Consider the following 26,020-nt stretch of genomic DNA (forward strand, 5'->3'; position numbering starts at 1 on the left):
GCTCTCCCGGGCCACTGACCGCAGGGACAGGGTGGGGATTACGGTCAGTGTCTGCGCTTCTTGCAGCCGCAATCGCTGCCGCCGCTGCCGCTCAGGATGCCGAGGGCCGAGCCGTTGAGCACGCCCGAAAGCGTGCCGTTCAGGCTGTTGTTCAGCACACCGTTCAGGACGTTGTTGTCGCTGAGGACGTTGCCGACGCCCACGCCGACACTCGGGGCGATCACGATGCCGCCGGTCTTGGTCTTGTTGCCGCTGAGGATGCCGAGGCCGAGCAGGCCGCCGGCGGACGCCTGGCCGGCACCGGCAAGAGCGATCACGGTAGCGATTGCGATGATGCGGGTCTTGTTCATGGTCTCTCTCCTTTGGTTGCGCACCTCAAAGATGCACAACCAAAGGTAATATAAACTCCCATCAACACAACCGTATTTGCCCGATATAGCAAAGAGTTAACCATAACGTAGACAAGTTTAACGAATACTTCCGGAATACAACCATTGCGGAAATCGGACAGGATTTACCTGCCATATCTCAACCTTTGAGGGTTTTTTAACCACATAAGTCCAGGATTTCGAGCCGATAACCGATACGGGGCGCGGAACCGAATGCGTATTTCACAGGCCATGCTGGCCACGATCCTGCTGGTGGCAGGCGGCAATCCGTCATTGGCGGATTCAACCATAGATTACACATTCGGTGGTGGCCGCACATCGAACATCTTCAAGGACACGACGCGGCTTCCCGCCTCCTTTGCCGAAGCAGCGCTGAGCCTTCGCGGCAGTTTCGACCTTGAGGAAACCGACATCGCCTATGCGATGACGACGCGGGCGCGGAAGGTGCCCCGCTACCGTTTTGCGGACGAGCGCGCGGCAGGCATTGAGATCGGCCTTGCGCGCGATATCGGCGAGGCTGTCAAGTTCACGCTTCGCGGCAGTATAGAACACCGGCAGACGGGCGATGTCCTGCTCGCCCTGCCCGGCCTTCTCATCGGCTACCGGCAGGCGGACATTCTGGCCAATGCGAGCACGGGCCTCACGATCGAGCATGCCGGCGGCAAGAGCCACCTCACGGCATCGCTCGCCCGCTTCAGCCCCGGCAAGGCGCGATTAACGATTCCGGGCCTGCCGCGCGTGCAGCTTGAAGGCGGCAACACGCTCTATGAAGTGACGGCAGGGCATATCCGCCCCCTGCTCGGCGGCGAGGTGGGCGCAACGGTGCAGTTTCGCACCAACCGCATTCCGGGCGATCCCCAGGACAATTTCGAGCGCTACCCCGCACAGACCCTGCGCGGCTCGATCGCCTTCGGCCGCGTGTTCGGCGCCGTGACATTGCTGGCGGAGGCGGGCCTGGTGCGCGTTGAGAGCCCGGACCTGGGCGCGAGCGTCGATCCGACCCGTCCGTTCTTGAAAACCGAACTCGCCTGGGCGATCACCGACACGGTCGCGCTCAAGGGAAAGCTCTCACGGGATATCGCACTTGCCGACATCGATGATCCCCTGGGCGAGGATGTACGAACGCTCAGCCTGGCGCTGGAAACCGCGCTGACGGAGAAGCTGAAGCTCAGCCTCGCCTTCGAGCAGGCCTACAGCGACTGGCTCGCTTACGACTATCGGACACGCACGAATGCCACGACGGCGATCCTCACCTACACGCTCGCGAAAGGCGCGTCCGTGGCGCTGGAATACAGCCACCTCGTGCGCAAGGAGACCGACGAGACCGCCGACTTCAAGGTCAACGGCCTCGCCGCGCGGTTCCAGGGCTCGTTCTGAGCCTCACCACTCCAGTTCCAGATGCGGCCGGCCGTTCGAGGTCTTTTCCAGCGTCCGCCCCGTTTCATCGACGGTGCAGTTCACACGCTGGCGGAAGGCGGAGAAGCTGTCGAAAGTCACCACATCGACGGGCGTGTCGAAATGCAGTGTCATGCGGTAGCGACCCGGCTGGGTTGTCAGCGCCTGCACGCCGATGACCTCGGCATCGAATGGCTGGCCAAGATAGGTGCCGCGCACGCGCGAGCCGAGCATCCAGGGATCGAACGGCGGCCGGTTGCCCACCGCCGCATGCAACGTATTCCAGTCGCGAAAGCCGTATTGGGCCGCGATCAGTTCCAGGGCGCGCGAATGCGAAACGGGCTGCATCTCGTCCGCAAAGCGTGCACGCAGCCGCTTCGCCTGGTCTTTCAGGGTATCGAGGGAAGGCAGGGGCGTCGAGAGAGGACGCATGTCGGAACTCCAGTGTCTGCATGCGTCATTTCGGAGGGAGCCCGCATTGCCACCGGTTCGCATGCGTGATGCTGGAAGACCGATTATTTCTAAGAGAGACTTCACCAAAGCTTGCGCTCGCGGACGGCAGGGGCTCTCACCCTGCTCTGCACATAGGTCTTCGCGGCCCGTCTGTCAAATCTCCCGCTTGCACGAGGGCCGGAAGCGTGGGAGCACTTTCCCAGGAGGAACCACCATGACATCCGTTACCCTGATCGCCTTCGCCGCCGTCGCCTTCATTGGCATTGTCACGCCCGGCCCCACCGTGCTTCTCGCCCTCACCAACGGCTCGCGCTACGGCATCCGCCGGGCACTTCCCGGCATGGTTGGCGCCGTTCTGTCAGACTTCGTACTGATCGGCGCAGTCGCGCTTGGCCTCGGCGCGCTACTGGCGGCCTCCGAATTCTGGTTCTCGGTCGTCAAATGGCTGGGCGCGGCCTATCTCGCCTTCCTCGGCGTCCAGATGCTGCGTTCCACCGGCTCGCTCGGCCGCACTCTCGACGACATGCAGGCCGCCGACCGCACGACGTCGCGGGCGGTCTTCTTCAAAAGCCTGCTGGTCGCCGTCACCAATCCCAAGGGCTACCTGTTTTTCTCGGCCTTCCTGCCCCAATTCATCGATCCAGCAGCCCCGCAGACGCAGCAATATGCGCTGCTCGCGCTGGTCTTCGCAGCCATCGATTTCCTGGTAATGTTCGGTTACGCAGCACTCGGTTCGCAGGCCGCGCGCGTGCTCAAGACATCGGGCGCTGCTTGGCTCGACCGCGTCTGCGGCGGCGCATTGCTGGCGCTTGCGGGCTCACTCGCTTTCTATCGTCGAGCCGCGAACTGATCAGCTCTCAGCCGTGCCGATGATCTTCGCAAGGAGGTCATGCAGGTTGTCACGATAGCCGGAGCGGGCGGAAGGATCGCCCTCTTCGGAGGTCATGGCGACGGTCAGGCCGAGATCGGGCACGATATAGAGCATCTGGCCGCCAAAACCCCAGGCATAGTGGACGGTCTTGCCGCCGATCACCCGCTCGAACCATCCGTAGCCGTAGCCGTCGTTGGAAAAGCGCGAATTGGTGCGCGACTGCCAGGATTGGCGGATCCAGTCTTCCGGCACGAGCTGCGTGCCATCGGCGGTGCGCCCGCCATTGCGGTAGAGCTCGCCGAAGGCGAGCAGAGAACGTGTGCTCATCGCCATTTGGTTGCCGCCGAGATAGATGCCCTGCGGGTCTCGGTCCCAGGCGCCGATGCGGAAACCGTAGAGCGGGCCGAGCCAGTCGCGCGCCAGCGCCAGTGTCGACTTGCCGCCGACCTTCGTCAGGATGGCCGAGAGAAGGTGCGTGGAGCCCGTGGAGTAGAGCATTGCCCCGCCCGGATCATCGACGAAGGGCATGGCGAGCGCCGCACGCACCCAGTTGCGGCTGGCGACCCAGCGCCCGTAATTGCCGCCGGAGGTGCGCTCCAACCCCGCCTGCATGGAAAGCAGGTTGCCGACAGTGATGCGGTCGAGCCGCGGGTCACGCTCCGCCGGCAGGTCGCTGGCGAGGATGGGCGCGATCGGCTGATCGACACCTTCGAGCAGGCCCTTGGCGATGGCGATGCCGACGAGGGCGGAGATGATCGATTTCGACGCCGACTTGATGTTCGCGCTTTCGGCCGGCGTATGCCCGCCATAACCGCGCTCGGCGACGATCTTGCCGTTATGCGCGACGACGACCGCCTTCAGCTGCGACAGCGACGAGGCCGCAGACAGCGTCTCGGCGATCGCCTGCGCCGGCTGGGCGATAACGGGTTCCTGCGCGCGGGCGCCGGCGAGCGGCAATGCCAGGGCAAGGCCAATAATGAAAAGCTGCTTCCTCATGGGAAGGCAGATAGGCGACGGGCGGCGCAATTTCATGGCCGATGGCCGGGTTTCACGCAGTGTTGAAAACCTGTGAGCACCCGGCCATGGGCGGCTTCATCCTCAGAAGCGGTAGGTGATACCGGCGCCCACCAGCCACGGATCCAGCTTCGCCTTGCCGGTCAGCGGCGTCCCCTGGTAGTTGACCTTCCATTCGGGCTCCAGGAACAGCTTCTTCACGTCGAAGTTCACGCCCCAGTGCTGGTCGATCATGTAGTCGAAGCCGACCTGCAGGGCCGCGCCGACCTTGTTCTTGACGTCGAGATCGGTGAAATCACCGGAACCGGACTGGTTATAGAACAGCGTATAGTTCACGCCCGCGCCGACATAGGGCTTGAATGCGCCGAAATCGGTGAAGTGGTATTGCAGGGTCAGGGTCGGCGGCAGGAGCCAGGCCTTGCCGACCTTGCCAAGACCCGCGATGGAATCCGCCGCGTTCACATTCGCGTAGGTCGTGCCGAGGATGAGTTCCGCCGCGATGTTGTCCGTGAAGAAGTAGGAAATGTCGAGTTCCGGAACGACCGTGTCCGAATAGGTCAGGCCCGAACCCGGGATCGCATCCACATAGCCCGAATCGTTCGTGATGACGCCAAGCCCGCGCACGCGGATCTGCCAGGGGCTCTGCGCCGCGATATCCACCGGCGCCTCCGCCGGCGCCATGCGCTCTGCAAGATCAGCCGCAAAAGCCCCGCTGCCGATCAGCGTCACCGCCGCGGCAAGCGCCGCACGCCTGATCCGCACAATCCCATCTCTCTTCATGTCGTCTCTCCATCATCACGACTCGTTTTGCGACGCGACTATGAGAGCCCGGCGCTGGAGAAGCCTTTGAGATGGATCAAGTGAGAGGCATGCGAATGGACGATTGCTTGGAAATCGACAGGAGAGTTGTCAAACGTCCAATTAAAACAATGACAAGCGTCAAGAATGGAAAGGCCGGCCCGCAGCCGGCCGTTCCTCAGGCTGCCTTTCGCGCAGCCGGCATCACGCGGCGGCGACCGCTGGGAACGAGCACGCCCGCCGCTCCATCCAGCCAGCCGTCCTTCAGTTCCAGCGCGAGGAAGCGGCGGCGCTCGAAGGGACCCGGCATGACGAGATGCTGCGCCTTGGCGGTGAAAAAGCCGAAGCGCTCGTAATATTCAGGGTCGCCCACCAGAAGCACCGCACCGTGTCCACGGTCGCGCGCCTCGGTGATGGCGGCCCGCATCAGCGCCCCGCCGATGCCCTTGCCCTCGTGCTCGCAATCGACGGCGAGCGGGCCGAGCAGAAGCGCCGGCACGGCATTGCCATCGGCATCGACGCCCGCTTCGACATTCCACAGACGCACGGTGCCGATCACATGCCCTTCGGCATCACGCGCAACGAAGGCAAGGCCTTCGGCCGGCAGGCGACCGCGGCGCAACGTCTCGGACGACTTGCGGAAGCGCGCCTCGCCCATGACACGGTCGAGCAGACGCTCGCGCGCGACGATATCGCCGGCATTCTCCTGGTCGATGGCAAAGGCGGAATGCGCGAAGAACGCGCGGACAGAATCAAGAACAGTGGCCATCTCTGGGCCTCCCGTGCTCAAAACCGATTCAAACGGTATCCGGAACGAATTGTGAAGGTGGCGCTCCCGCAGGGACGGGAGCGCCGGGGCGGTCAGATGACAAAAGCCTTGAGCGGCTCGAAGCCGTTGAAGGCGACCGCCGAATAGGTGGTCGTGTAGGCGCCGGCGCTCTCGATCAGAACCTCGTCACCGATCGAAAGGGTGATCGGCAGCGGATACATGTTCTTCTCGTACATCACGTCGGCCGAATCGCAGGTCGGGCCGGCAAGCACGCAAGGCTCCATCTCGTCGGCATCGCGCGCCGTGCGGATGGGGTAGCGGATCGCCTCGTCCATGGTTTCGGCAAGGCCGCCGAACTTGCCGATGTCGAGGAAGACCCAGCGATGCGCGTCGTTGTCGGACTTCTTCGAGACGAGAACGACTTCCGCCTTGATGACACCCGCATTGCCGACCATGCCGCGGCCCGGCTCGATGATGGTTTCCGGGATCTGGTTGCCGAAATGCTTCTTCAGCGCCGAGAAGATCGCCTTGCCGTAGGCTTCGGCCGACGGGATATCGCGCAGATACTTCGTCGGGAAACCGCCGCCCATATTGACCATCTTCAGCTCGATGCCCTGCTTGGCCAGCTGCACGAAGACGCGCTTGGCATCGGCGAGAGCCGCATCCCATGCGTCGAGCTTCGTCATCTGCGAGCCGACATGGAAGGACACGCCATAGGAGGTGAGGCCCAGCTGGTGTGCATAGACAAGCACGTCGACGGCCATCTGCGGCACGCAGCCGAACTTGCGCGACAGCGGCCATTCCGCACCTTCGCCATCCGTGAGGACACGGCAGAAGACACGCGCGCCGGGAGCGGCGCGTGCGACCTTCTCGACTTCCTCATGGCTGTCCACGGCGAAAAGGGAGACACCGAGCGCATGAGCGCGCGCGACGTCACGTTCCTTCTTGATCGTGTTGCCGAACGAAATGCGGGTCGGGGTCGCGCCGGCATCGAGCGCCATCTCGATTTCTGCGACGGACGCGCAATCGAAGTTGGAGCCCATGCTGGCGAGAAGGCGCAGGATTTCCGGCGCCGGGTTCGCCTTGACGGCATAGTAGATCGCGCTGTCCGGCAGGGCGTGGCGGAAAGCCTTGAAATTGTCGCGCACCACGTCGAGGTCGACCACGAGGCACGGGCCGTCGGGACGTCGGGTGTTCAGGAAGTCGATGATACGTGCGGTTGCCATCTCGGTATTCCCCATATCCAGGTTGCTCCGGGAAAATCCCGGAGGACAAAGGGCGGATACGAACACGCTCTGGAACCAGCCGGTGGAGACCCCGGTACCAAGCATGCGCATCAGCGCGAACGGTGAACCGAAGCCCGCCTAGGCTTCAATTCGGCTTTGTCTGCCTTGGATTGGTGGGAAACCCGACCGCACGTCCGGCAATGAAGGTGTGCCTCTTCAGTAACCCCGGCTGATGGAGAGCCGGCAGACACCAGAAAGGCCCGCACCGTCGTTGCTTCAAGATGTCCTCGCATTTCCCGGTTGGCCGGAATAGCGACTGGAGCGGTTAGTTCCAGGTACCTTACCGATGATCCTCACCAAATCGAGGGTCGGCGGACACCCACAGGCACGTGCGACTTTGGGCAGCACGGGAGATAAGAAGAATCGCTGTCGTAATCAAGAGGTTTTTTTGCCTCGCGCTATTGAAAATAATCCGCCAGCCACGACATTCGCGAAACTGGCTTTCGATGGAACTTTTTTCTACGATCGGCGACCCAAGCGCCGTCTTCAGCCGCCGGCCGCACCCGCGATCCAGCGGCACGTCTATTTAAGTGGGGACACATGGACACATTGACCCGAATCCGGGCCTTCATCGACGTCGTCGACGCCGAGGGATTTTCCGCTGCATCGCGCAAGACCGGCCGGTCCAAGGCGCTTCTGTCCAAATATGTACGCGAACTGGAAGACGAACTCGGCGCTCTGTTGCTCAACCGCACGACCCGCCAGTTTTCGATGACCGAGCCCGGCCACACCTATTACCGCACCGCCTCCGATATCCTGAAGGAGATCGACAACCTCGCCGATCTCGTGCGCGAAAAGAACACGGACCTGCGCGGCAAGCTGAAGGTTTCCGCACCGCGCACCTTCGTCGATGCCGAGATCGGCCAGTCGCTCATCGATTTCGGCAAGGAATATCCGGAACTGTCGCTTGAGATCGTCGCCGACGACCGCTTCGTCGATCTCGTCGAGGAAGGCTTCGACGTGGCGATCCGCATCACGCGGCTGGAGGATTCCGCCCTCATCGCCCGCAAGCTCGGCGATTTCCTTCTCAAGATCTGCGTGACGCAGGAGTTCCTCGACCGCACCGGACCGATCAATCACCCGAGCGATCTCGCCCACCTGCCCTGCATCATCGACACGAATGGCAAGTCGCACAGCAACTGGCGCTTCGTGGATGACAAGGGCGCAGGCTTCAGCGTGCCGGTCAGCGGCCATATCGAGGTCAACAGCCCGACCGCCGCCATACGCGCGGCCGCGAACGGCCTCGGCGTCGCGCAGGTGCCGGCCTTCATCGCGCGGCCCTGCCTGGACGCGGGGCAGGTCGTTTCGATCCTCGAGGATTATCTGCCGACCGACCGCGGCATCTATGCGATCTACCCGCACAGACGCTATCTGCCGGCCAAGGTGCGCACCTTCGTCGATTTCCTGCACGGCTGGTTCCGCCGCAATCCGGGCATCGAGGCCTGAGGGTCCCAATTCCGACCCATTTGCGTTAGATTCATCCGGTCGATTCCTATCGCCGAGAGGACTGAACTTCATGCGCTTCCTGCCTCGCCTGCTCGCCGGAGCAGCCCTGCTGGCGCCAGCCACCGCCTTCGCCCATCCGCACATCTTCGCGGAGGCGCGGCTGGAGGTGACCGCAAACGAGGACGGCACCATCAGCGAGTTGCGCAATGTCTGGCGTTTCGACGAGATGTTCTCCGCCAGCGTCGTGATGGACTTCGACAAGAACGGCAACAACCAGCTCGATCCGGACGAGCTTGCCGAAGTCGGCAAGACGGTGCTCGAATCGCTGGAGGAGTTCAGCTACTACACCACCATCACCGAGGACGGAAAAACCGTGAAGGTGGCCAAGCCGGATGCGATCAATGTCGATTACAAGGACGGCCAGCTCCTGATGTTCTTCACGGTGAAGCCGGGCGAAGTCATGCCGCTCAAGGGCAAGCTCACCTTCGGCGTCTACGATCCCACCATGTATGCCGCGATGGATTTCGCCTCCGACGACGATCTCGTCGTGGTCGGAAACAAGTTCGCCGCCTGCAAGCGCGAGGTCGTGCGTCCGGACCCCGACGAGGTTCTGGCCCAGAACCAGGCCAGCCTGACCGAGGCATTCTTCAACGATCCCGCCGGCACCGACATGTCGAAGATGTTCGCAACCCGTCTGGAGCTGACATGCTGACCCGCAACCGCGCCATCGCTTTTGCCACCGTCACGCTCGCCATTGCCGCTACTGCAACGCTTGCCCACGCGCAGTCGCCGCTCGGCATCGGCTCTGCGGAGCCCGGTTTCAACACCAACGGCGCTTTCGGCGGCCTGTTCTCCTGGATCAATGCGCAGCAGCAGGGCTTCTATCGCATGATGACCGGCGCGCTGAAGGATATGCGCGAAAATCCCTGGGCGGCATCCACGCTGGTCGGCCTGTCCTTCGCTTACGGCGTCTTCCATGCCGCCGGTCCGGGCCACGGCAAGGCGGTCATCTCGTCCTACATGCTGGCGAACGAGGTGGAGCTTCGGCGCGGCGTGCTGCTCTCCTTCCTCTCGTCGATCCTCCAGGGCGTCGTCGCCATCCTGTTGGTGGGCGCCGCCTATCTCTTCCTGCGCGGCACGACCGTCTCGATGACGGACGCCACCCGCGCGCTGGAGACGGGGAGTTACGCGCTCATCACGCTTTTCGGTGCCTGGCTGCTCTTCCGGAAACTGCGTCCGGCACGCCGCGCGTCGGCGCTGGGTGCGCAGGCCGTGGAAGTCCATGACCACCACCACCATCATTCGCACGGGCACCATCATCACGCAGGCGAGGTTTGCTCGACCTGCGGCCACGCGCACGCGCCGGACCCGTCGCTCCTGAAAGGCGACCGCTTCGCGCTGCGCGAAGCATGGTCGGCCATTGTCGCGGTCGGGCTACGCCCCTGCTCCGGCGCTTTGATCGTCCTGAGCTTCGCGCTGCTCAACGGTCTCTATCTCGGCGGCATGCTCGCCGTTCTGGCCATGTCGATCGGCACGGCCATCACCGTCTCGATCCTCGCCACGCTCGCGGTCACGGCCAAGGGCGCCGCCGTGCGCTTTGCCGGCAACGGCTCGGCAGCCGTGCGGGTCGGCACGGCGATCGAGATCGCCGGCGCGCTGCTGGTCATGGTCCTGGGATTGCTCCTGCTCGGAGCCTCGCTCCAGCTCTAGTTTCCGTGTTTGCGCTGATAGCGCGCCCGCAGCCAGAAGAGCAGGAAGAAGCACAGCACCATCGCCGCGCCGAAGGCGCCGGCCAGCCACGGCGAAAGATCGCCCAGCGCGATCATGATCCTGGGCACGAAATAGAACACCACGCCCGTTCCCAGCAGAATGAGGATGGCGGCGATCGCCGTCGACCGTCCCTTGTTGTCGCCGCTCATGCCGCACCTCCTGCCATGATGTCCGCCCGTATATCCTCGAGCCGGCGCTTCTGGTTGCCATCGGCATCGAAATTGTCGGGCGCCAGCCAGGCCTCGAAGGCCTTTGCGATCACGGGCCATTCGCCGTCGATGATGGAGAACCAGGCCGTGTCGCGGTTCTCTCCCTTGGAGAGCATGTGCTGGCGAAAGACCCCTTCGAAGGAGAAGCCGAGACGGGCGGCGGTGCGTTTGCTGGCCGCATTGTCGTTGTTGCACTTCCATTCATAACGACGGTAGCCGAGGTCTTCGAAGACGTGCCTGGCAAGCAGATATTGCGCCTCTGTGGAGAGCGGCGAACGCGACATGCCGCTGCCGTGGGCAATGCCGCCGATCTCCACGACGCCGTTCGCCGGGTCCGGCCGCATGTAATGCGCCATGCCGACGACCTTGCCATTGGCTTTGTCTACGATGACCTCACGCACCCAGCCGGATTTGATCACCGCCTCCGACCAGGCATCGAACGCCTCGATGCCGGTGAAGTCGGGCTGCGCGAAATAGCGTAGCAAAGGGTTGATGGCCATGCCGCCGAACGCATCCCACAACGCGTTAAGATGGCGCGCACGCTCATAGGGCTCCAGCCGCACGTAACGGCCTTCGAGCAAAACGGGAGCGGGAGGCGGTGCCCCTTTCCAGTCCTTGAGATCGCGCATGATATCCTCCATCGGTCGTGCCGAAGGGATAGAGCAGCGAGCGATTGCGCGCAATGCGCAAAGCGGGGAGCGGCGTTCCGCCACCCCCCGATACAATCAGACGGTGGCGGCAGAAACCGTTGCCTCGATATGGTCGACCAATGCATCCGCCAGTCCAAGACGGCCGGCAAGGAGATCGAGATAACCGCGCTCGGCGCGCGACTTCGGCTCTATGGCAAGCCGCGAGGCCGTATAAAGCTCGACGCGCTGTTCTTCGGTCTGCGCGGCCGCGACAATGGCATCGATATCGATCGGGTTGGCAAGTTCCGTTTCCAGGAACGCCGCGGCATCGTCGCCGAGACCCGACACCTTCAGCTTGTCGATGATGCGGGCACGCTCGGCATCGTCGATATGGCCGTCTGCACGGGCGGCTGCGATCATGGCGCGCACAAGGATGAGCGCGAAGTCGCTGCTCACCGCTTGGGGATGAAAACCGGAATCGGCCGGAGGCGGCAGAAGTTCGGGCGTACCGCCCTGCGCCGTTTCGGCGGGATTTTGACCATCTCGATAATTCTTGTAGGCTTGGTAGCCGAGGCCGGCGATCGCGGCGAGGCCGCCGATCTTCAGAGCGGAGCCAGCAACCTTGCGGCCGCTGTCCGTGCCCAGCAGGACACCGGCAATGGCGATGCTGGCGAGCGGATTGTCCTTGGCAAGCTGCGTGACCTGACCCGCGCGATCCCGCACGGTTCCACCGGCGCCGGGCACTTGCGAACCGAGGAACTGATCAAGCAACTTCTTCGCGTCAAACATGGGGCGGTCTCCGTTGTTCCTGCCGACTATCAGGCAAGATAGGAATGACCTTTGCCGATTACAAACGCATAACGGGCGGCCAGGGCCGCCCGTCTGCAAATTCCGAAAACTGCGATCAGCCCTTCAGGGCAGCCGCTTCGGCGGCCAGTTTCTCGATGCCCGCCCAGTCGCCCTTGGCGACGAGGTCCTTCGGCGCGACCCACGAACCGCCGACGCAGACGACATTCGGCAGCGAAAGATAATCGCGGGCATTGGCAAGCGAGATGCCGCCCGTCGGGCAAAACAGCGTGCCGGCAAGCGGCGACGACAGCGATTTCAGATAGGCGGCACCGCCGGCCTGCTCGGCCGGGAAGAATTTCAGCACGTCATAGCCTTCCTCGCGAAGGCCCATGACCTCGCTTGCCGTGGCCGCGCCCGGCAGGAGCGGAATTTCGGAATCGGAGGCCGCATCGATCAGCTCCTGCGTGGTGCCGGGGCTGACGATGAACTGCGAACCGGCCTCGACGGCCGCTTCGAACTGCGCGGCATTGAGGATCGTGCCGGCGCCGGCGACAGCGCCCTCCACTTCGTTGGCCACGGCGCGGATCGCCTCCAGGGCGGCGGGCGTACGAAGCGTGATCTCGATGGCCTTCAACCCGCCGGCGACGAGCGCGCGTGCCAGGGGAACGGCGGTCTTGACGTCGTCGATAATAAGAACCGGCACGACCGGCTGGAGCTTCAGGACGGAAAGCAGCTTGGCATTCTTGTCGCTCATGACACCACCTTTTAAAACGATTGAATTGAAATCGGGCATATCGCGTCCGCGACCACGTGTCGAGCCTTACGCGCAATTCTTGGACTTGTCATGGCACCTGTATCGTGTAGTGTTTGCCCGCTCCTGACGTGTCTCCAACAGCGAAAGCGTGCCTATGGCAAAAGAGATCGAACGGAAGTTCCTTGTGTCGAGCCAGCGGTGGCGCGCCTTCGCGGACGAAGGCATAGCCATAAGACAAGCCTACATCGTCGCGCAGGATGACCGCTCTCTTCGGGTGCGGATCTTTGGCGACGGGCGCGCGCGTATCACCCTGAAGATCGGCCATGCCGTCCTTGTCCGCGACGAATACGAGTACGACGTCGATCGCGACGAAGCCGAGGACATGCTGCGCCATGCGATCGGCAAGGTGATCGAGAAGGTGCGCTACCGTGTGCCCCACAAGGGCCATGTCTGGGAGATCGATGTCTACCAGGGCGTCCATCGCGGCCTGGTCATTGCCGAGGTCGAGCTTTCCTCCCGCCTGGACGAGCCGGAGCTGCCCGATTGGGTGGGCCGCGAAGTGACCGGCGAAAGCCGGTATTCCAACCAGTCGATGGCGCTCGGCATCAGCAACGGCGCCAGCCTGCGCCAGCTCACCTGAACCGCTACGTCACGCCGCATTGCAGGAAATGCGGCGACGCTGTATGTGGCGACCATGACAAACGAGATTGCCTCATCGACTGAAGAGAGCGGCTTCCTGGTGGCCGCGCTTTACCATTTCGTCTCTGTTCCGCGCTTTGCGGAGCTGCGCGCGCCCTTGCAGGCACTCTGCGAGGAAAACGGCGTGCGCGGCACACTGCTGCTCGCCCATGAGGGCATCAACGGCACCATTGCCGGCCGCGTCCCCGGCATCCGCGCGGTCCTCTCCTTCCTGCGCAGCCAGCCGGAATTCGCCGGTCTTGAGCACAAGGAAAGCCATGCGGCCGACATGCCCTTCCTGCGCATGAAGGTGCGGCTCAAAAAGGAAATCGTGACCATGGGTGTGGAGGATATCGACCCCACCCGCTCCGTCGGCACCTATGTTGCGCCGGCGGACTGGAACGCGCTGATCTCCGACCCTGACACAATCGTCATCGACACGCGCAACGACTACGAGACCGCCATCGGCATGTTCAAGGGCGCGGTCGATCCCAACACCAAGACCTTTCGCGAGTTTCCCGATTGGGTGCGCGAAAACACCGGCCTGCACAACAAGCCGAAGATCGCCATGTACTGCACCGGCGGCATCCGCTGCGAGAAGGCCACGGCCTTCATGAAGGAGCAGGGCTTCGACGAGGTCTACCACCTCAAGGGCGGCATCCTGAAATATCTGGAGGAGATTCCGCAGGAGGAAAGCCTGTGGGAGGGTGCGTGTTTCGTCTTCGACGAACGTGTCTCCGTTACGCATGGCCTGGAGGAAGGCGAGCACCGGCTTTGCCGCGCCTGCCGTCATCCGCTCACGCCGGAGGATATCGCGTCACCGCTCCACGAGGCCGGTGTGTCCTGTCCGCATTGCCACGCCACGCGCAGCGAGGACGATCGCCTGCGCTTCCGCCAGCGACAGAAGCAGATGGACCTGGCACGGCAGCGCGGCGAGCGCCACCTCGGCAAATAATGCCGGCGCCGGCATCAGCCGGCGCGATGGTTGCCCTTCGGAAACTGCCCGGCCAGCGCGCTGTACCAATGACCGCTCTTCTTGATCGTGCGCGCCTGCGTTTCGTAGTCGACATGTACGATGCCGAACCGCATGCGGTAGCCTTCCGCCCATTCGAAATTGTCCATCAGGCTCCAGGCGAAATAGCCGCGCATCGGGTAGCCTTCTCCGATCAGGTCCGCGGTGATGCCGAGATGGTCGGCGATGTAGTCGAGCCGCATCCCGTCATTCACCGCCCCGTTCTCGACTTCGGTGTTGTCGCAGGCGCCATTCTCCGTGATGTAGCAATCCGGAAGCGCGTAGGCAGCGTTGAGCTTGCGGACGAGATCGCCGAGTGCTGGCGCATACACCTCCCAGCCGATATCCGTTTTCGCAGTGGAAACAGGTGGCGCATCGACCGTTGCCGGGAAGACCGCCGCCTCCGACGGATCATGCGCGACACGCATCGGCGTGTAGTAGTTGAGCCCCCACCAGTCGAGCGGCTGGGCGATGGTCTCCATGTCGCCCGCCTCGATCTTCGGCATGCGATGTCCGAGCGCCGACAGGAAACGCTCGGGATACGCGCCCTTGAAGACCGGCCCGAAGAAAACGCCGTTGTGGAAATCGAAGGCGCGGTCGGCAGCGGCCTTATCCTCGTCGCTGTCGCTGCCCGCATAGATGCTGTGCGCATTCAGGACGAGCCCGACCGGCAGGTTGGGCCGTTCGGAGCGAATGGCGGAAACGCCAAGTCCATGCGCGAGGTTGGTGACGTGCAATGCGTGCAGCGCGGCGTCCATGTTGCGCTCGCCGGGCGCATGGATGCCGTAGAGATGGCTGAGCCACACGGAGCACCACGGCTCGTTGAAGGTCGCCACGGCATCGAGCCGGTCGCCAAGGCGGGCTATCGTGGCTTTGGCGTAGCGTTGGAAGGCATAGGCTGTCCGGCGCGCCGTCCAGCCACCATCGCCGGCCAGCATGAGCGGCAGGTCCCAGTGGTAAAGCGTCGCGAATGCCTTGATGCCGCGTGCCTTCAAGCCGTCGACAAGACGGTCGTAGAAGTCCAGCCCCTTCTCGTTTATCGGTCCCGTCCCCTCCGGAATGATCCGTGGCCATGCGATGGAGAAACGGTAGGCTTCCACGCCGAGATCCTTGATCAGGTCGAGATCCTGGTCCAGACGGTTGTAGTGATCGCATGCGACATCGCCGTTGTGGCCGCCATGGACCCGACCCGGCATGTTGGAGAAAGCATCCCATATCGACGCTTTCCGGCCGTCCGCCTTCGTGGCGCCCTCGATCTGGAACGCGGCGGTCGCCACGCCAAAGACGAAATCGCCGGGGAAGCGGTCGGCAAGAATCGTGGGATCGGTCATGGCGGCCCTTTCAGTATGATGAAACTACTGCAACGTTGCCGTAAAAGTGGCAGCGTGAAAAATCAAACGGTTTCTGAAGAGCCACGGCGCGCGCTGACGACCATCTTCTATTCATATGTAAATAAGATGACGCTTAATCAGTAATTAGGCTTCGTCGCCTAAGCTGCGTCAGGTTCTGCGGGGATAAGGGCGTGGTACTCAGAATTCCGAAGCATCTCGTGCGCAAGGGCATGTTCATCGAAACGGTGGAATGTCCGGTTACCGAATTTCAGCCCCGACGCTTTCTGATCAAATCCGAAGATGCGGTTCGCGCCATTCTGGCCACATCAGCCACCCACGCCTTGGTCAATCAGCAACACAGCACGATCGACGTGGATGCCGTGATGCACAGCGCTGCGAAGGCGCAGGAAGAACAACGCCAGCATACACTCGAAACGGTATCCCAATCGGCGCGTTCCCTGCGCGAAAGCTTCGTGGCGGCGCAAGCCGGCACATTGAAGATCGAGACGCTGGGGCCGATCGCCGACGAGATTGCCGAGCGTATCGAGGCCGCACCCGATGTCTTTCTCGAGGTCACGCGCCTCAAGACGAAGGATGAAGGAACCTACGTTCATTCGCTGGCCGTCAGCGCCCTGATGATGCAACTCGCCCGCGCGCTCGGATACGATGACGATGCCGTACGCGAACTGGGCGTCGCCGGTCTGCTGCACGATGTCGGCAAGCTGATGGTTCCCAACGCCGTGCTGAACAAGACCGGCAAGCTCGACGCAAACGAACGCCAGCTGGTCCGCAATCACCCGGAAGTCGGCTACCGCATGCTCAAACAGCAGGGCAATGTTTCCGGTATCGTTCTGGATGTCTGCCGGCTACACCACGAAGCCCTTGACGGCTCGGGCTATCCGCTCGGCCTGAAGGGCGAGAAGATCAGCGCCGAGGTGCGCCTCGCCACCGTGTGCGACGTCTTCGAGGCATTGACGAGCGCCCGGCCCTACAAGAAGGCCTGGTCGACGAAGGACGCCATCAACTGGATGTTCGATCACAACCAGATGTTCGATACGAAGCTGGTCCTGCGCCTCGGCAGCATGTTCTCATGATAGTATCGCAGCCGCCGCGAAGATGCGGCGGCCACGGGATTGCGGGTCTCAGACCTTGATCCAGGCGCCGTTCTTCTTTGATGACTGCACGCAGGCGTCTACGAAGAGCATGCCCTTCAGCCCATCGTCCACCGTCGGATAGACAACGGCAGCATCGACGGCCGCGCCATTGCGCTTGGCATAGATCGCGCGGGCAGCTTCCGAATAGATATTCGCAAAGCCTTCGAGATATCCCTCCGGATGACCGGACGGAATACGGCTGACACGGCCGGCTGCGGCGCCGGCGCCGGCGCCGTTGCGGGTGATCAGGCGCTTCGGCTCGCCGAAGGGCGTGTACCAGAGATAGTTCGGATCGGCCTGCACCCATTCCAGGCCGCCCTTCGTGCCATAGACGCGAACCTTCAGGCCGTTCTCATGGCCGGGCGCGACCTGGCTGCACCACAGCATGCCCTTGGCGCGCGCACCGTCCTTCTCCTTGAAGCGCATCAGGACATGGGCGTTGTCGTCGAGTTTGCGGCCCGGCACGAAGCTGTCCAAGTCGGCCGAGAGTTCTTCGAGCTCGAGGCCCGAGACGAAGCATCCGAGATTGTAAGCGTGCGTTCCGATGTCACCCGTCGAGCCGCCCGCGCCCGACTTGGAAGGATCCGTCCGCCACGCCGCCTGCTTCTGGCCGCTCGATTCGATATCCTCGGTCAGCCAGTCCTGCGGATATTCCATCTGCACCAGGCGGATGGTGCCCAGATCGCCGTTTGCGATCATCTCGCGAGCCTGTCGCACCATCGGATAGCCGGTATAGTTGTGGGTCAGCACGAAGAGGGCGTCGCTTTCGTCCGCCAGCTTCTTCAGCTTGCGCGCATCGCCGAGCGTCGAGGTCAGCGGCTTGTCGCAGATAACGTGGATGCCACGCTTGAGGAACTCCTTGGCCGCCTCGTAGTGCACATGGTTGGGCGTGACGATCGCCACCGCCTCGATACCGTTCTTCAGCTTGGCCTCGCGGATCGCCATTTCCTTGAAGCTGCCATAGCTGCGGGCCGGGTCGAGGCCCAGTTCGCGGGCCGACTGCTCGGCCTTTTCGGGCGAGGACGACAGCGCGCCGGCGACCAGTTCGTAGTGATCGTCGAGCCGGGCCGCCATGCGGTGCACCGCACCGATAAAGGCGCCGGAACCACCGCCGACCATGCCGAGCCGGATCCGGCGTTCGCGCGTTTCGTTCGCGCTTCCTTCGATTGCCATCCTGTGTTCCTCCTTAACGTTTCTCGTGGGGCAAGCCCCATCCGGTCTACCGGCCACCTTCTTCCCGCAAGCGGGAAAGGAGATAGGCCGCACCGTTATCCCAACCTTCACCACTGTGTGGGCAGGTCCCCTCTCCCGCGTGCGGAGAGAGGGACAGGGGCCAGCCTTAAAGCCCCAGCATGCGCCGGTTGGCCGCCTCGTCGGTACCGCCGTCGGCAAAGTCGTCGAAGGCCTTGTCCGTAACACGGATGATATGCGCTTTGACGAATTCCGCGCCCTCGCGGGCACCGTCCTCGGGATGCTTCAGCGCGCATTCCCATTCGACCACGGCCCAGCCGGCAAAATCGTTGGCCGCCATCTTGGAAAAGACCGCGCCGAAATCCACCTGTCCGTCACCCAGCGAGCGGAAGCGGCCTGCGCGGTTGACCCAGCCCTGGTAGCCGCCATAGACGCCCTGTCGGCCCGTCGGATTGAATTCCGCATCCTTCACATGGAACATGCGGATGCGGTCCTTGTAGATGTCGATGTTGTCGAGATAGTCAAGGCATTGCAGCACATAGTGCGAGGGGTCGTAGAGCATGCAGGCGCGGGCATGGTTGCCGGTGCGCTCCAGGAACATCTCATAGGTGATGCCGTCGTGCAGGTCTTCGCCGGGATGGATCTCGTAGCAGACGTCCACGCCATTCTCATCCGCATGGTCGAGCAGCGGCTTCCAGCGCTTCGCAAGCTCGTCGAACGCAGTCTCCACGAGACCGGCCGGGCGCTGCGGCCAGGGATAGACGAACGGCCAGGCGAGCGCGCCGGAAAAGCTCGCCATGGCGTTCAGGCCGAGATTGCGAGATGCGGTCAGCGCCATCTTCACCTGTTCCACCGCCCAGGCCTGCCTCGCCCCAGGATTGCCGCGCACTTCTGGTGCCGCAAAGCCGTCGAAGGCCTCGTCATAGGCTGGATGAACCGCAACGAGCTGGCCCTGCAGATGCGTGGAAAGCTCCGTTACCTCGACGCCATTTTCGCGCGCCTTGCCGGCAAATTCGTCGCAATAGGTCTTGGATTCCGCCGCCTTCTTCAGGTCGATCAGCCGCGCATCCCAAGTGGGAACCTGCACGCCCTTGTAACCGATATCGGCGGCCCACTTGGTAATGCTGTCCCAGGAGTTGAAGGGTGCCGCATCGCCGGCGAACTGTGCGAGAAACAGGGCCGGGCCCTTGATCGTCTTCATATTCGGCTTCCTCCCATGCACCCGGCCGCTCCCCGCGACCGGTTGAAGATATTCTTGCGGTACGTACCGCAGATTTTTGAAAACTATCGACCTTTAACAGTGCGGGCAATGCGAAATCGATGTGCCCGCCAATGAAAGGCCGCCCGGAACGCAATGTCCCGAGCGGCGCATCAGGATTGGATCAGAACGGCGAGTCCGGGAAGTAGAAGTCCTTCGCGTTGTCCTTCGTCACCAGCGTCGCGTCGATCGTGTAGACGCCGCGGACCGGAACCTGGCCGTAGAAGTGGGCAGCCGCCATCTCAAGGGCGGTACCGACCATTGCCGGCGGATAGAGAACATCGACAGGGATCATCTTGTCGCCGTCCATGACCTTCTTGATCATGTCCTTCGAACCGGCGCCCGCGACGACATACTGGATGTCCGTGCGGCCGGCCTGCTCGATGGCCTGGAGAACGCCGACGGCCATGTCGTCGTCCTGGCACCATACGACGTCGATCTTCTGGTACTTGGTCAGGTAGTCCTGCATGACCTTGAAGGCATCGTCGCGGTTCCAGTTGCCGTACTGGCGGTCGAGAACCTTGACGCCCGAGCCTTCGATGCCCTTGTCGAAACCGTTCTGGCGCTCCTGGTCGATCGGGATCGGCATGCCGCGGATGACGACGACCTCGGCTTCCGGCGTTGTCTCCTTGATGTACTGACCGGCCACTTCACCGAGCGCGAAGTTGTTGCCGGCGACATAGAGGTCGCGCACGGTGCCGTCGTTGACGCTCGGCGCGCGGTCGACAAGCGCGACGAAGGTGCCGTTGCCCTTGATTTCCTTGATGGCGTTGACCAGCGGATCCGGATCGGTCGGCAGGATGACGAGCGCGTCGATGCCCTGCGTGGCAAGGTCCTGCACGGCATTCGCCTGGCTTGCCGGGTCCGGCGAGGTCTTGACCACGACGTTGAGGCCCGGATGGCTTTCCATCAGCTGCTTGGCCACACGCTCGGCATGATAGATCACGCCTGCCGTCCAGCCGTGGCTGGCGGCCGGGATCGAGACGCCGATCGTGACCTTCTTCTCTTCCTGGGCGTGAGCGAAGCCGGCAAAGGCGGCAACCGCGGCGACCGTCAGGCCCAATAGTTTCTTGCGCATGAGTTTCCTCCCAAAAGCAGGTCTTGCTTCGTGGCCGGGCGACCTGTGAACCCGACTGTTCTCCCACAACCCCGGCCGCCTTGTGCTGTGGCCGGAATTGCTCGGGCTTACGACTTGCGTACCAGCGAGCGCTGGACGAGCATCGCAATGATGATGATCGCGCCCTGGATGGCTCCGATCAGATATTCGCTGATGAAGTTGGAAAGCAGCATGATGTTGCCGACCAGCTCGAGAATGAAGGCGCCGCAGATCGTGCCCCAGACGCGCCCTGCCCCGCCCTTCAGCGCCGTACCGCCGACGACGACCGCGGTGATCGCCTGCAATTCCCACAGAATGCCGGTCGTGGCCGAGGTGGAACCGAGACGCGGCACATAGAGCAGCACCGCGATCGCCACGCAGACACCCTGGATGACGAAGGCAATGGTGCGCACGCGGTTCACCGGAATGCCGGAATAGCGCGCGACATCGCTGTTGGAACCGACAGCGACCACATGGCGGCCGTAGCGGGTGCGGTAGAGAACGAAGGCTGCGACGATCGTCACCGCCAGGATGACGACGATCGGAACCGGCACGCCGAGAATGCTGCCGAAATAGGCCGGCCGATAGAGCGCCTGCAATTCCGGTTCGCGCAGCGTGATCGCGCCGCCCTGCGATAGCCAGGTGGTGAGGCCACGATAGATGCCCATCGTGCCGAGCGTCGCGATGAAGGGTTCGATCTTGCCGACGGTGGTGATCAGGCCATTCGCCAGGCCGCAGCCGGCGCCGATGATGATCGTCAGCGCCACCGCCGCCGCCAGCATGAGAGACGGATCGGCGATCGCACCGGAATTCATGAAAAGGATCATGATGCTAGCCACGAAGGCCACCATGGACCCGACCGACAGATCGAGGTCACCCGACGAGATGACGAAGGTCGCGCCAACCGCGATGATCGCGATGAAGGCGCTGCGTGTCGCCACGTTCGCGAGATTGTTGAGCCCGATGAAATTCGGATTGACCAACGCACCGACGATCAGAAGCAGTGCCAGCGCCGCAAAGGGCGCGACCGCTCTCAGGTCGATATCTCGCCAGGTGCGGCCCCTCGCGCTGGTTTCTGCCGCGTCTTCGCTTGCCGTCATGTTCGTCCCCGACGTGAATGCGTTGTTGTCGTGCCGCCCGCCCTTTAAGGCTCAGGCAGCGGTCTTTTTCTTGAGGCCGGCCGAGTAGCGCATGATCTCCTGCTCGGAGATCTCTTCGCCTTCGAGAATGCCGACGATCCGCCCTTCCCGCATCACTGCGACGCGAGTGCAAAGCCCGATGATCTCCGGCATTTCCGAGGAGACGACGATGATCGACTTGCCGTCGCGCGCGAGCGCGGAGATGAAGTGATAGATCTGCTGCTTGGTGCCTACATCGATGCCGCGCGTCGGCTCGTCGATGATGATGACGTCGGGCTCGGTCTCCATGACCTTGGCGAGAAGAAGCTTCTGCTGGTTGCCGCCCGACATGCGGCCGGCCACGACGCGGCCGTCGCGTACGCGGATATCGAAGCGTCGGCGCGCCCGCTCCAGGGCGGCCGCTTCGCTCTTCGGGCTCAGATAGCCATGGTCACCGTGCCGATCCAACGATTGCAAGGTGAGGTTCGCCGTCATGCCGGAGTTCAGAAGCAGGCCCTTGTGCTTGCGGTCCTTGGTCATGTAGGCGATGCCGACGCGATTGGCGGCATGCACATCGCCCGCCGGCACCGGCGTGCCGCGAACGGACACCTCGCCCGCCGTACGGGACCTGAGACCGGCGACCGCTTCCATCAATTCGGTCCGCCCGGACCCGATAAGGCCGGAAAAGCCGAGGATTTCGCCCTTGCGCACATCAAAGCTGGCGTCTTGCACGTAATGCGTCGACAGTCCCGTGACGGAAAGCATCACGTCCTCGTCGACGCTCGGCTCCTGCTTGGCGGGATAAAGGCTGGACAGCTCGCGGCCGACCATCAGCTGGGCAATGGATTCGCCATCGAGAATGCTGGTCGGCGCGGTCTTCACCCATTGGCCATCGCGCAGCACGGTGACGCGATCGGTCAGCTCCATCACCTCGTCCAGCTTGTGCGAGACGAAGACGAACGAGGTGCCCCGCTCGCGCAGCTTGCGCACCTGGCGGAACAGGTAATTGGTCTCCTCGCGGGAGAGAACGGCGGTCGGCTCGTCCATGAAGATGATGCGGGCATCGCGGCTGATCGCCTTGGCGATTTCCACCATCTGCTTGTCGGCGATGGATAGCGAACTGATCAACGCGTTTTCATCGACATGCGAGCCGAGCTGGTCGAGCACGCGACGCGTTTCCGCGCGCATGAACTTGCGATCCAGCACCCCGAAACGCGTGACTTCGCGCCCGAGGAAAAGGCTTTCGGATACCGTCAGGTGCTCCGCGAGATTGAATTCCTGGTGGATGATGACGATGCCGAGCGCCTCGGCCTGGCCGTTCGGCGGCAGCTTGATCGGCTGGCCGTCGAGAAGGATTTCACCGGAGGTAGGTTGCTCGAAGCCCGAAAGGATCTTCACCAGCGTCGACTTGCCGGCGCCGTTCTCTCCCATCAACGCATGGATTTCGCCGGCGCGCAGCTCGAAATTGACGCTGAACAGCACCTGCACGCCGTTGAACGACTTGGAGACACGGCGTGCGGCTAGGACAACGGGTGCGCCGTCGGCAACGTCCGGATTCATCGACTTCCTCCCTGCGGCTCCTCGACCGCTTGAGCACTATGTAAACCTTTACACGATCTATGTAAAGGTTTACATCATCGGACATCAGGAATTTTCATCAAGCGTCGTTTGACCCTCGGGCCAGTCTGTGTAGTGTCCCGCAAATCGTTTGTACCAGCCGTTCCGGATAGAGAATCGTTTCGCATATCTGGAACCGCCGCCGCCGAGTGAGAACCAGTTTGTCGATGTCCAGCCCAGCCACGATCGAGGATGTCGCGCGTATCGCGCAGGTCTCGATCGCGACCGTGTCGCGGGCCATCCACACACCGGAAAAAGTGGCCAATTCGACGCGGCTGAAGGTGAACCAGGCGATCGCCATCACCGGCTATACGACCAATGCGATGGCGCGCAGCCTGCGGCTTGGCCGGTCGAACATGATCCTCGTGGTCGCGCCCGACATCGGCGATCCGAACTTCTCCAATATCCTCGTCGGCCTGGAGAACGAGGCGCGCGCGCACGGCTACGGCATTCTGATCGGCCATACGCAGAACGATCCGCAACGCGGCCTGGAATATCTGAAGTTCCTCAATTCGAACCAGGCTGCCGGGCTGATCCTCTTCACCGGCATCCTGCCCTTCGGACACCAGACCATGACGGCACGGCTGCCGCCCAGCGTCGGTGTCTTCGAGCCCGTCTATAACGGCGGAATTCCCTATGTCGGCGTCGACGATATCGAGGGCGCACGCAAGGCGATCGATCTGCTGATCGCCGAAGGCCACCGCAAGATCGCCTTCGTCGGCGATTCACGCACGCGCCTCGCCTATGCCCGCCGGCGCCAGGGTTATGACGCCGGGCTGGACGCGGCGGGCGTACCGGAGAGCGACCGGATCGTGCTGGAGGGCGACGGCACCATCGAAAGCGGACGGCTTGCGCTGGAACAGCTCTTCATGCGCGACACGCTGCCGAGCGCCTTCATGTGCGTGAACGACCAGACGGCCATCGGCGTCATGATCGGGCTTGGCGCGCGCGGCTATGACATTCCGAAAGATTTCTCCGTCACCGGCTTCGACGACGTGCCGCAAGCGAGCTTCATGAGCCCGTCGCTGACGACGATCCGCCAGCCGCGCACGGCCATCGGCAAGAGCGCCATGGCGCTGCTCTTCGAACTGCTGTCGGACAGCGAGCCGGCCGAAACGGAAATCCTGCTGCGCCCGGACCTCATCGTGCGCAACTCCGTCTCGGCACCCTCGCGGCGTTTCCAGAAGCGCTAAACCTCAGCGGTAGCGCCGCTCTTCGGCAAAGGATGCCGCACGGACACGCCCGCCCGAGACCGTGAAGCTGTCGACCAGCCCTTTCAGCTTCGTGCTGATCTGCATCAGATTGTGCGTGGCGGCATTGGTCTCTTCCACCATGCCGGCATTCTTCTGGGTCATCTGGTCCATGCTGACGACGGCGGTGTTGATCTCTGAAATGCCGGCGGATTGCTCGCGCGCGGAGCTGGCGATGGCATCGATATGCCCGTTGATATGGACCACCTGCTCGCCGATATGGCGCAACGCCTCGCCGGTCTTGTTGACCAGGGATACGCCGAGCAAAACATCCTCGAAGGACTTGTCGATCAATGTCTTGATTTCCTTGGCGGCCTCGGCGGATTTCTGCGCGAGTTCGCGAACCTCCTGCGCCACGACGGCAAAGCCCTTGCCCGCCTCGCCGGCCCGCGCAGCCTCGACGCCGGCATTGAGAGCCAGAAGATTGGTCTGGAAGGAAATCTGGTCGATCACGCCGATGATCTGGGTGATCTGACGCGAGGAATCCTCGATCGCGCTCATCGCCGACACGGCCTGCTCGACGACGTCGCCGGAGCGGCGCGCCTCCTCGGTGGCGCTGCCCACGACACGCCTCGCCTCCTCTGCGCGGTTGGCGGCTTCGCGTGAGATCGTGGTGATTTCCTCGACCGCCGCCGCCGTCTCTTCCAGCGACGCCGCCTGCTGCTCCGTCCGTCTGGACATGTCGTCCGTCGCGGCGACCAGTTCGCTGGAATTGCCAGCAGCGTCCTCGGCCGCGGCAGCAATGGAGCCCAGCGTATCGTCGAGTTTGCCGATGGCGGCATTGAAGTTGGATCGCAGCCGCTCGAACTGCGGCGCAAGCGGCTTGGTGATGGATGCCGTCAGATCGCCCCCTGCCACGCGGTTCAAAGACGTATCGAGCGCGGCAAGCGCCTCCTCCTGTTCGGCGTTCTGCGCCTGCCGTTCGGACTCGACCTTGTCACGCTCTTCCTGGAGCGCTTCGAGATAGACCGAAATCGCATAGTCCATGTCGACCAGCGCGGCCTTGACGATGGACGAAACCTCCTCGCTCAGCGCCGCCGCCTTCTTGCGGAAGAGGAAGCCTTCAAGATGCTTGGCGATGACGTTCTGAAGAATGGAATCGAGGATCAGCGCATAGCCGCCGATATACCAGCGCGGCTCGAGCCCGAGGCGGGCATGCGTCTTGCCGATCATCGTGACCGCATCGACATACTGCGCATCGAATGTCGCCGAACCGATCAGTTCCCAATGCTTGATCTGGCGACCCTTCGCACCCTGGATATGCGCCTCGCTGGAAAAGAAGCGCGCGGTCTCGGGCGTCGCGCGCGCCTTGCGGTAGAATGTGTCGAGCGCACCGTCCAGCGAAGCGGAAATCGTCGGCAGAACGCGCTTCAGCGCTGCGCGCTGCGTCACGTCGAGATCGACAAACTGGAGGCGGTCATTCAGCTGCTTGGTCTTGGCATCCTGCGCGGTCATCGGAAATAGTCCTGGTGGCCGCCCCGGAATCAATCAGAGATTGAGGCCACGACACCCCTGATTCCCTTTAATTCTTGGGAATGATGGTAAATAAAGCCTATATCGCCACGGAAAATCGCGCAAAAATTGATAGATATCAATTTTATAACGTAATGCGGACAACTGAAACGATACAGAATACAACCGGCCTAAGACTAGAAGTCTACATAACGTTACGTGAGGCAGTACATCCGTCACGAGCGCGGCTTCAACCGCCTGAAACGAAGAAGGGCGCCAGCGGCGCCCTTC

26 protein-coding genes are annotated in these 26,020 nt (G+C 62.8%); 9 read left to right on the forward strand and 17 right to left on the reverse strand.

What is annotated here, in order from left to right; translation table 11 throughout:
- Window positions 1-44 precede the first annotated feature (44 nt).
- Entirely contained in the window at window positions 45-350 is a 306-nt protein-coding gene (locus K6301_RS12100) for a hypothetical protein (RefSeq protein ID WP_230639993.1), read from the reverse strand.
- Between the two features lie 252 nt (window positions 351-602).
- On the opposite strand from K6301_RS12100, the gene K6301_RS12105 reads away from it, so the two are divergent.
- Window positions 603-1,766: an outer membrane beta-barrel protein gene (locus K6301_RS12105; protein ID WP_247217218.1), complete on the forward strand. Its 1,164-nt coding sequence runs from the start codon at window positions 603-605 to the stop codon at window positions 1,764-1,766.
- A 3-nt stretch (window positions 1,767-1,769) separates the two neighbouring features.
- Here the strand turns inward: K6301_RS12105 and K6301_RS12110 are convergent, their stop codons facing one another.
- Window positions 1,770-2,216, reverse strand: a complete 447-nt coding sequence (locus K6301_RS12110; RefSeq protein ID WP_247217221.1) for a glyoxalase superfamily protein — start codon at window positions 2,214-2,216, stop codon at window positions 1,770-1,772.
- A 235-nt stretch (window positions 2,217-2,451) separates the two neighbouring features.
- Between K6301_RS12110 and K6301_RS12115 the strand changes: the two genes are divergently transcribed.
- Complete coding sequence (locus tag K6301_RS12115) at window positions 2,452-3,087, forward strand: LysE family translocator (protein ID WP_247217223.1); 636 nt, start codon at window positions 2,452-2,454, stop codon at window positions 3,085-3,087.
- On the opposite strand, the gene K6301_RS12120 is transcribed toward K6301_RS12115, so the two are convergent.
- The 4 genes from K6301_RS12120 to odc2 all read right to left on the reverse strand — a co-directional run bounded on the left by K6301_RS12120 (window position 3,088) and on the right by odc2 (window position 6,915).
- The gene (locus tag K6301_RS12120; protein ID WP_247217225.1) at window positions 3,088-4,104 is read right to left on the reverse strand and encodes a serine hydrolase domain-containing protein; all 1,017 of its coding nucleotides are present in this window, start codon (window positions 4,102-4,104) and stop codon (window positions 3,088-3,090) included. It abuts the gene before it with no gap.
- A gap of 102 nt (window positions 4,105-4,206) precedes the next feature.
- Entirely contained in the window at window positions 4,207-4,902 is a 696-nt protein-coding gene (locus K6301_RS12125; protein WP_247217227.1) for an OmpW/AlkL family protein, read from the reverse strand.
- Between the two features lie 196 nt (window positions 4,903-5,098).
- Window positions 5,099-5,689, reverse strand: coding sequence for a GNAT family N-acetyltransferase (locus K6301_RS12130; protein ID WP_247217229.1), 591 nt, complete (start codon window positions 5,687-5,689; stop codon window positions 5,099-5,101).
- 92 nt (window positions 5,690-5,781) lie between these two features.
- A complete protein-coding gene (odc2, locus tag K6301_RS12135) occupies window positions 5,782-6,915 on the reverse strand; it encodes an ornithine/lysine decarboxylase (protein ID WP_134645991.1) in 1,134 nt (377 codons plus the stop codon).
- Between the two features lie 600 nt (window positions 6,916-7,515).
- On the opposite strand from odc2, the gene K6301_RS12140 reads away from it, so the two are divergent.
- The 3 genes from K6301_RS12140 (at window position 7,516) to K6301_RS12150 (ending at window position 10,131) form a co-directional block, all read left to right on the forward strand.
- The gene (locus tag K6301_RS12140) at window positions 7,516-8,421 is read left to right on the forward strand and encodes a LysR family transcriptional regulator (RefSeq protein WP_247217231.1); all 906 of its coding nucleotides are present in this window, start codon (window positions 7,516-7,518) and stop codon (window positions 8,419-8,421) included.
- A gap of 70 nt (window positions 8,422-8,491) precedes the next feature.
- Window positions 8,492-9,133 (forward strand): DUF1007 family protein, encoded by a 642-nt coding sequence (locus tag K6301_RS12145; RefSeq protein WP_247217233.1) that lies wholly within the window; start codon window positions 8,492-8,494, stop codon window positions 9,131-9,133.
- On the forward strand, window positions 9,127-10,131 hold the full coding sequence (locus K6301_RS12150; RefSeq protein ID WP_247217235.1) for a nickel/cobalt transporter: 1,005 nt from the start codon (window positions 9,127-9,129) through the stop codon (window positions 10,129-10,131). The genes K6301_RS12145 and K6301_RS12150 overlap by 7 nt, the downstream gene beginning before the upstream one ends.
- Here K6301_RS12150 and K6301_RS12155 read toward each other — a convergent pair.
- The 4 genes from K6301_RS12155 to K6301_RS12170 form a co-directional block, all read right to left on the reverse strand.
- Entirely contained in the window at window positions 10,128-10,340 is a 213-nt protein-coding gene (locus K6301_RS12155) for a hypothetical protein (RefSeq protein WP_160871525.1), read from the reverse strand. The two genes, K6301_RS12150 and K6301_RS12155, sit on opposite strands and share 4 nt — an antisense overlap.
- The gene (locus tag K6301_RS12160) at window positions 10,337-11,029 is read right to left on the reverse strand and encodes a GNAT family N-acetyltransferase (RefSeq protein ID WP_247217238.1); all 693 of its coding nucleotides are present in this window, start codon (window positions 11,027-11,029) and stop codon (window positions 10,337-10,339) included. The genes K6301_RS12155 and K6301_RS12160 overlap by 4 nt, the downstream gene beginning before the upstream one ends.
- Window positions 11,030-11,125: 96 nt before the next feature.
- Window positions 11,126-11,818 (reverse strand): tellurite resistance TerB family protein, encoded by a 693-nt coding sequence (locus K6301_RS12165; RefSeq protein ID WP_160871523.1) that lies wholly within the window; start codon window positions 11,816-11,818, stop codon window positions 11,126-11,128.
- A gap of 115 nt (window positions 11,819-11,933) precedes the next feature.
- Window positions 11,934-12,572, reverse strand: coding sequence for a 2-dehydro-3-deoxy-phosphogluconate aldolase (locus K6301_RS12170; RefSeq protein ID WP_247217240.1), 639 nt, complete (start codon window positions 12,570-12,572; stop codon window positions 11,934-11,936).
- A 154-nt stretch (window positions 12,573-12,726) separates the two neighbouring features.
- Between K6301_RS12170 and K6301_RS12175 the strand changes: the two genes are divergently transcribed.
- Window positions 12,727-13,212 (forward strand): CYTH domain-containing protein, encoded by a 486-nt coding sequence (locus K6301_RS12175; protein ID WP_134646009.1) that lies wholly within the window; start codon window positions 12,727-12,729, stop codon window positions 13,210-13,212.
- Window positions 13,213-13,266: 54 nt separating this feature from the next.
- Entirely contained in the window at window positions 13,267-14,205 is a 939-nt protein-coding gene (trhO, locus tag K6301_RS12180; protein WP_247217242.1) for an oxygen-dependent tRNA uridine(34) hydroxylase TrhO, read from the forward strand.
- Window positions 14,206-14,219: 14 nt separating this feature from the next.
- On the opposite strand, the gene K6301_RS12185 is transcribed toward trhO, so the two are convergent.
- Window positions 14,220-15,593, reverse strand: coding sequence for a GH1 family beta-glucosidase (locus K6301_RS12185; RefSeq protein ID WP_247217244.1), 1,374 nt, complete (start codon window positions 15,591-15,593; stop codon window positions 14,220-14,222).
- A 191-nt stretch (window positions 15,594-15,784) separates the two neighbouring features.
- On the opposite strand from K6301_RS12185, the gene K6301_RS12190 reads away from it, so the two are divergent.
- Entirely contained in the window at window positions 15,785-16,687 is a 903-nt protein-coding gene (locus K6301_RS12190) for an HD-GYP domain-containing protein (protein WP_247217246.1), read from the forward strand.
- A gap of 48 nt (window positions 16,688-16,735) precedes the next feature.
- On the opposite strand, the gene K6301_RS12195 is transcribed toward K6301_RS12190, so the two are convergent.
- The 5 genes from K6301_RS12195 to K6301_RS12215 form a co-directional block, all read right to left on the reverse strand.
- Entirely contained in the window at window positions 16,736-17,920 is a 1,185-nt protein-coding gene (locus tag K6301_RS12195) for a Gfo/Idh/MocA family protein (RefSeq protein ID WP_247217248.1), read from the reverse strand.
- 166 nt (window positions 17,921-18,086) lie between these two features.
- Entirely contained in the window at window positions 18,087-19,139 is a 1,053-nt protein-coding gene (locus K6301_RS12200) for a sugar phosphate isomerase/epimerase family protein (RefSeq protein WP_247217251.1), read from the reverse strand.
- Window positions 19,140-19,320: 181 nt separating this feature from the next.
- The gene (locus K6301_RS12205; protein WP_247217253.1) at window positions 19,321-20,274 is read right to left on the reverse strand and encodes a substrate-binding domain-containing protein; all 954 of its coding nucleotides are present in this window, start codon (window positions 20,272-20,274) and stop codon (window positions 19,321-19,323) included.
- A gap of 107 nt (window positions 20,275-20,381) precedes the next feature.
- Window positions 20,382-21,392, reverse strand: coding sequence for an ABC transporter permease (locus K6301_RS12210; RefSeq protein ID WP_134646023.1), 1,011 nt, complete (start codon window positions 21,390-21,392; stop codon window positions 20,382-20,384).
- A gap of 51 nt (window positions 21,393-21,443) precedes the next feature.
- Complete coding sequence (locus K6301_RS12215; RefSeq protein WP_247217255.1) at window positions 21,444-22,970, reverse strand: sugar ABC transporter ATP-binding protein; 1,527 nt, start codon at window positions 22,968-22,970, stop codon at window positions 21,444-21,446.
- A gap of 218 nt (window positions 22,971-23,188) precedes the next feature.
- On the opposite strand from K6301_RS12215, the gene K6301_RS12220 reads away from it, so the two are divergent.
- Entirely contained in the window at window positions 23,189-24,220 is a 1,032-nt protein-coding gene (locus K6301_RS12220) for a LacI family DNA-binding transcriptional regulator (protein WP_247217257.1), read from the forward strand.
- 3 nt (window positions 24,221-24,223) lie between these two features.
- Here the strand turns inward: K6301_RS12220 and K6301_RS12225 are convergent, their stop codons facing one another.
- Window positions 24,224-25,732: a methyl-accepting chemotaxis protein gene (locus K6301_RS12225; RefSeq protein WP_247217259.1), complete on the reverse strand. Its 1,509-nt coding sequence runs from the start codon at window positions 25,730-25,732 to the stop codon at window positions 24,224-24,226.
- Between the last annotated feature and the right edge of the window lie 288 nt (window positions 25,733-26,020).

This window comes from Shinella oryzae (assembly GCF_023038235.1).
In the GTDB taxonomy this organism is placed as follows: domain Bacteria; phylum Pseudomonadota; class Alphaproteobacteria; order Rhizobiales; family Rhizobiaceae; genus Shinella; species Shinella sumterensis.

Bases quoted from the DNA above. Each gene is read 5' to 3' on its own strand.
- K6301_RS12120 (WP_247217225.1), bottom strand. From the start codon at position 4,104: ATGAGGAAGCAGCTTTTCATTATTGGCCTTGCCCTGGCATTGCCGCTC.
- K6301_RS12130 (WP_247217229.1), bottom strand. From the start codon at position 5,689: ATGGCCACTGTTCTTGATTCTGTCCGCGCGTTCTTCGCGCATTCCGCC.
- K6301_RS12155 (WP_160871525.1), bottom strand. From the start codon at position 10,340: ATGAGCGGCGACAACAAGGGACGGTCGACGGCGATCGCCGCCATCCTC.
- K6301_RS12150 (WP_247217235.1), top strand. From the start codon at position 9,127: ATGCTGACCCGCAACCGCGCCATCGCTTTTGCCACCGTCACGCTCGCC.
- K6301_RS12170 (WP_247217240.1), bottom strand. From the start codon at position 12,572: ATGAGCGACAAGAATGCCAAGCTGCTTTCCGTCCTGAAGCTCCAGCCG.
- K6301_RS12110 (WP_247217221.1), bottom strand. From the start codon at position 2,216: ATGCGTCCTCTCTCGACGCCCCTGCCTTCCCTCGATACCCTGAAAGAC.
- K6301_RS12105 (WP_247217218.1), top strand. From the start codon at position 603: ATGCGTATTTCACAGGCCATGCTGGCCACGATCCTGCTGGTGGCAGGC.
- trhO (WP_247217242.1), top strand. From the start codon at position 13,267: ATGACAAACGAGATTGCCTCATCGACTGAAGAGAGCGGCTTCCTGGTG.
- K6301_RS12225 (WP_247217259.1), bottom strand. From the start codon at position 25,732: ATGACCGCGCAGGATGCCAAGACCAAGCAGCTGAATGACCGCCTCCAG.
- K6301_RS12185 (WP_247217244.1), bottom strand. From the start codon at position 15,593: ATGACCGATCCCACGATTCTTGCCGACCGCTTCCCCGGCGATTTCGTC.
- K6301_RS12205 (WP_247217253.1), bottom strand. From the start codon at position 20,274: ATGCGCAAGAAACTATTGGGCCTGACGGTCGCCGCGGTTGCCGCCTTT.
- K6301_RS12125 (WP_247217227.1), bottom strand. From the start codon at position 4,902: ATGAAGAGAGATGGGATTGTGCGGATCAGGCGTGCGGCGCTTGCCGCG.
- K6301_RS12195 (WP_247217248.1), bottom strand. From the start codon at position 17,920: ATGGCAATCGAAGGAAGCGCGAACGAAACGCGCGAACGCCGGATCCGG.
- K6301_RS12175 (WP_134646009.1), top strand. From the start codon at position 12,727: ATGGCAAAAGAGATCGAACGGAAGTTCCTTGTGTCGAGCCAGCGGTGG.
- K6301_RS12100 (WP_230639993.1), bottom strand. From the start codon at position 350: ATGAACAAGACCCGCATCATCGCAATCGCTACCGTGATCGCTCTTGCC.
- K6301_RS12210 (WP_134646023.1), bottom strand. From the start codon at position 21,392: ATGACGGCAAGCGAAGACGCGGCAGAAACCAGCGCGAGGGGCCGCACC.
- odc2 (WP_134645991.1), bottom strand. From the start codon at position 6,915: ATGGCAACCGCACGTATCATCGACTTCCTGAACACCCGACGTCCCGAC.
- K6301_RS12115 (WP_247217223.1), top strand. From the start codon at position 2,452: ATGACATCCGTTACCCTGATCGCCTTCGCCGCCGTCGCCTTCATTGGC.
- K6301_RS12145 (WP_247217233.1), top strand. From the start codon at position 8,492: ATGCGCTTCCTGCCTCGCCTGCTCGCCGGAGCAGCCCTGCTGGCGCCA.
- K6301_RS12215 (WP_247217255.1), bottom strand. From the start codon at position 22,970: ATGAATCCGGACGTTGCCGACGGCGCACCCGTTGTCCTAGCCGCACGC.
- K6301_RS12200 (WP_247217251.1), bottom strand. From the start codon at position 19,139: ATGAAGACGATCAAGGGCCCGGCCCTGTTTCTCGCACAGTTCGCCGGC.
- K6301_RS12140 (WP_247217231.1), top strand. From the start codon at position 7,516: ATGGACACATTGACCCGAATCCGGGCCTTCATCGACGTCGTCGACGCC.
- K6301_RS12160 (WP_247217238.1), bottom strand. From the start codon at position 11,029: ATGCGCGATCTCAAGGACTGGAAAGGGGCACCGCCTCCCGCTCCCGTT.
- K6301_RS12165 (WP_160871523.1), bottom strand. From the start codon at position 11,818: ATGTTTGACGCGAAGAAGTTGCTTGATCAGTTCCTCGGTTCGCAAGTG.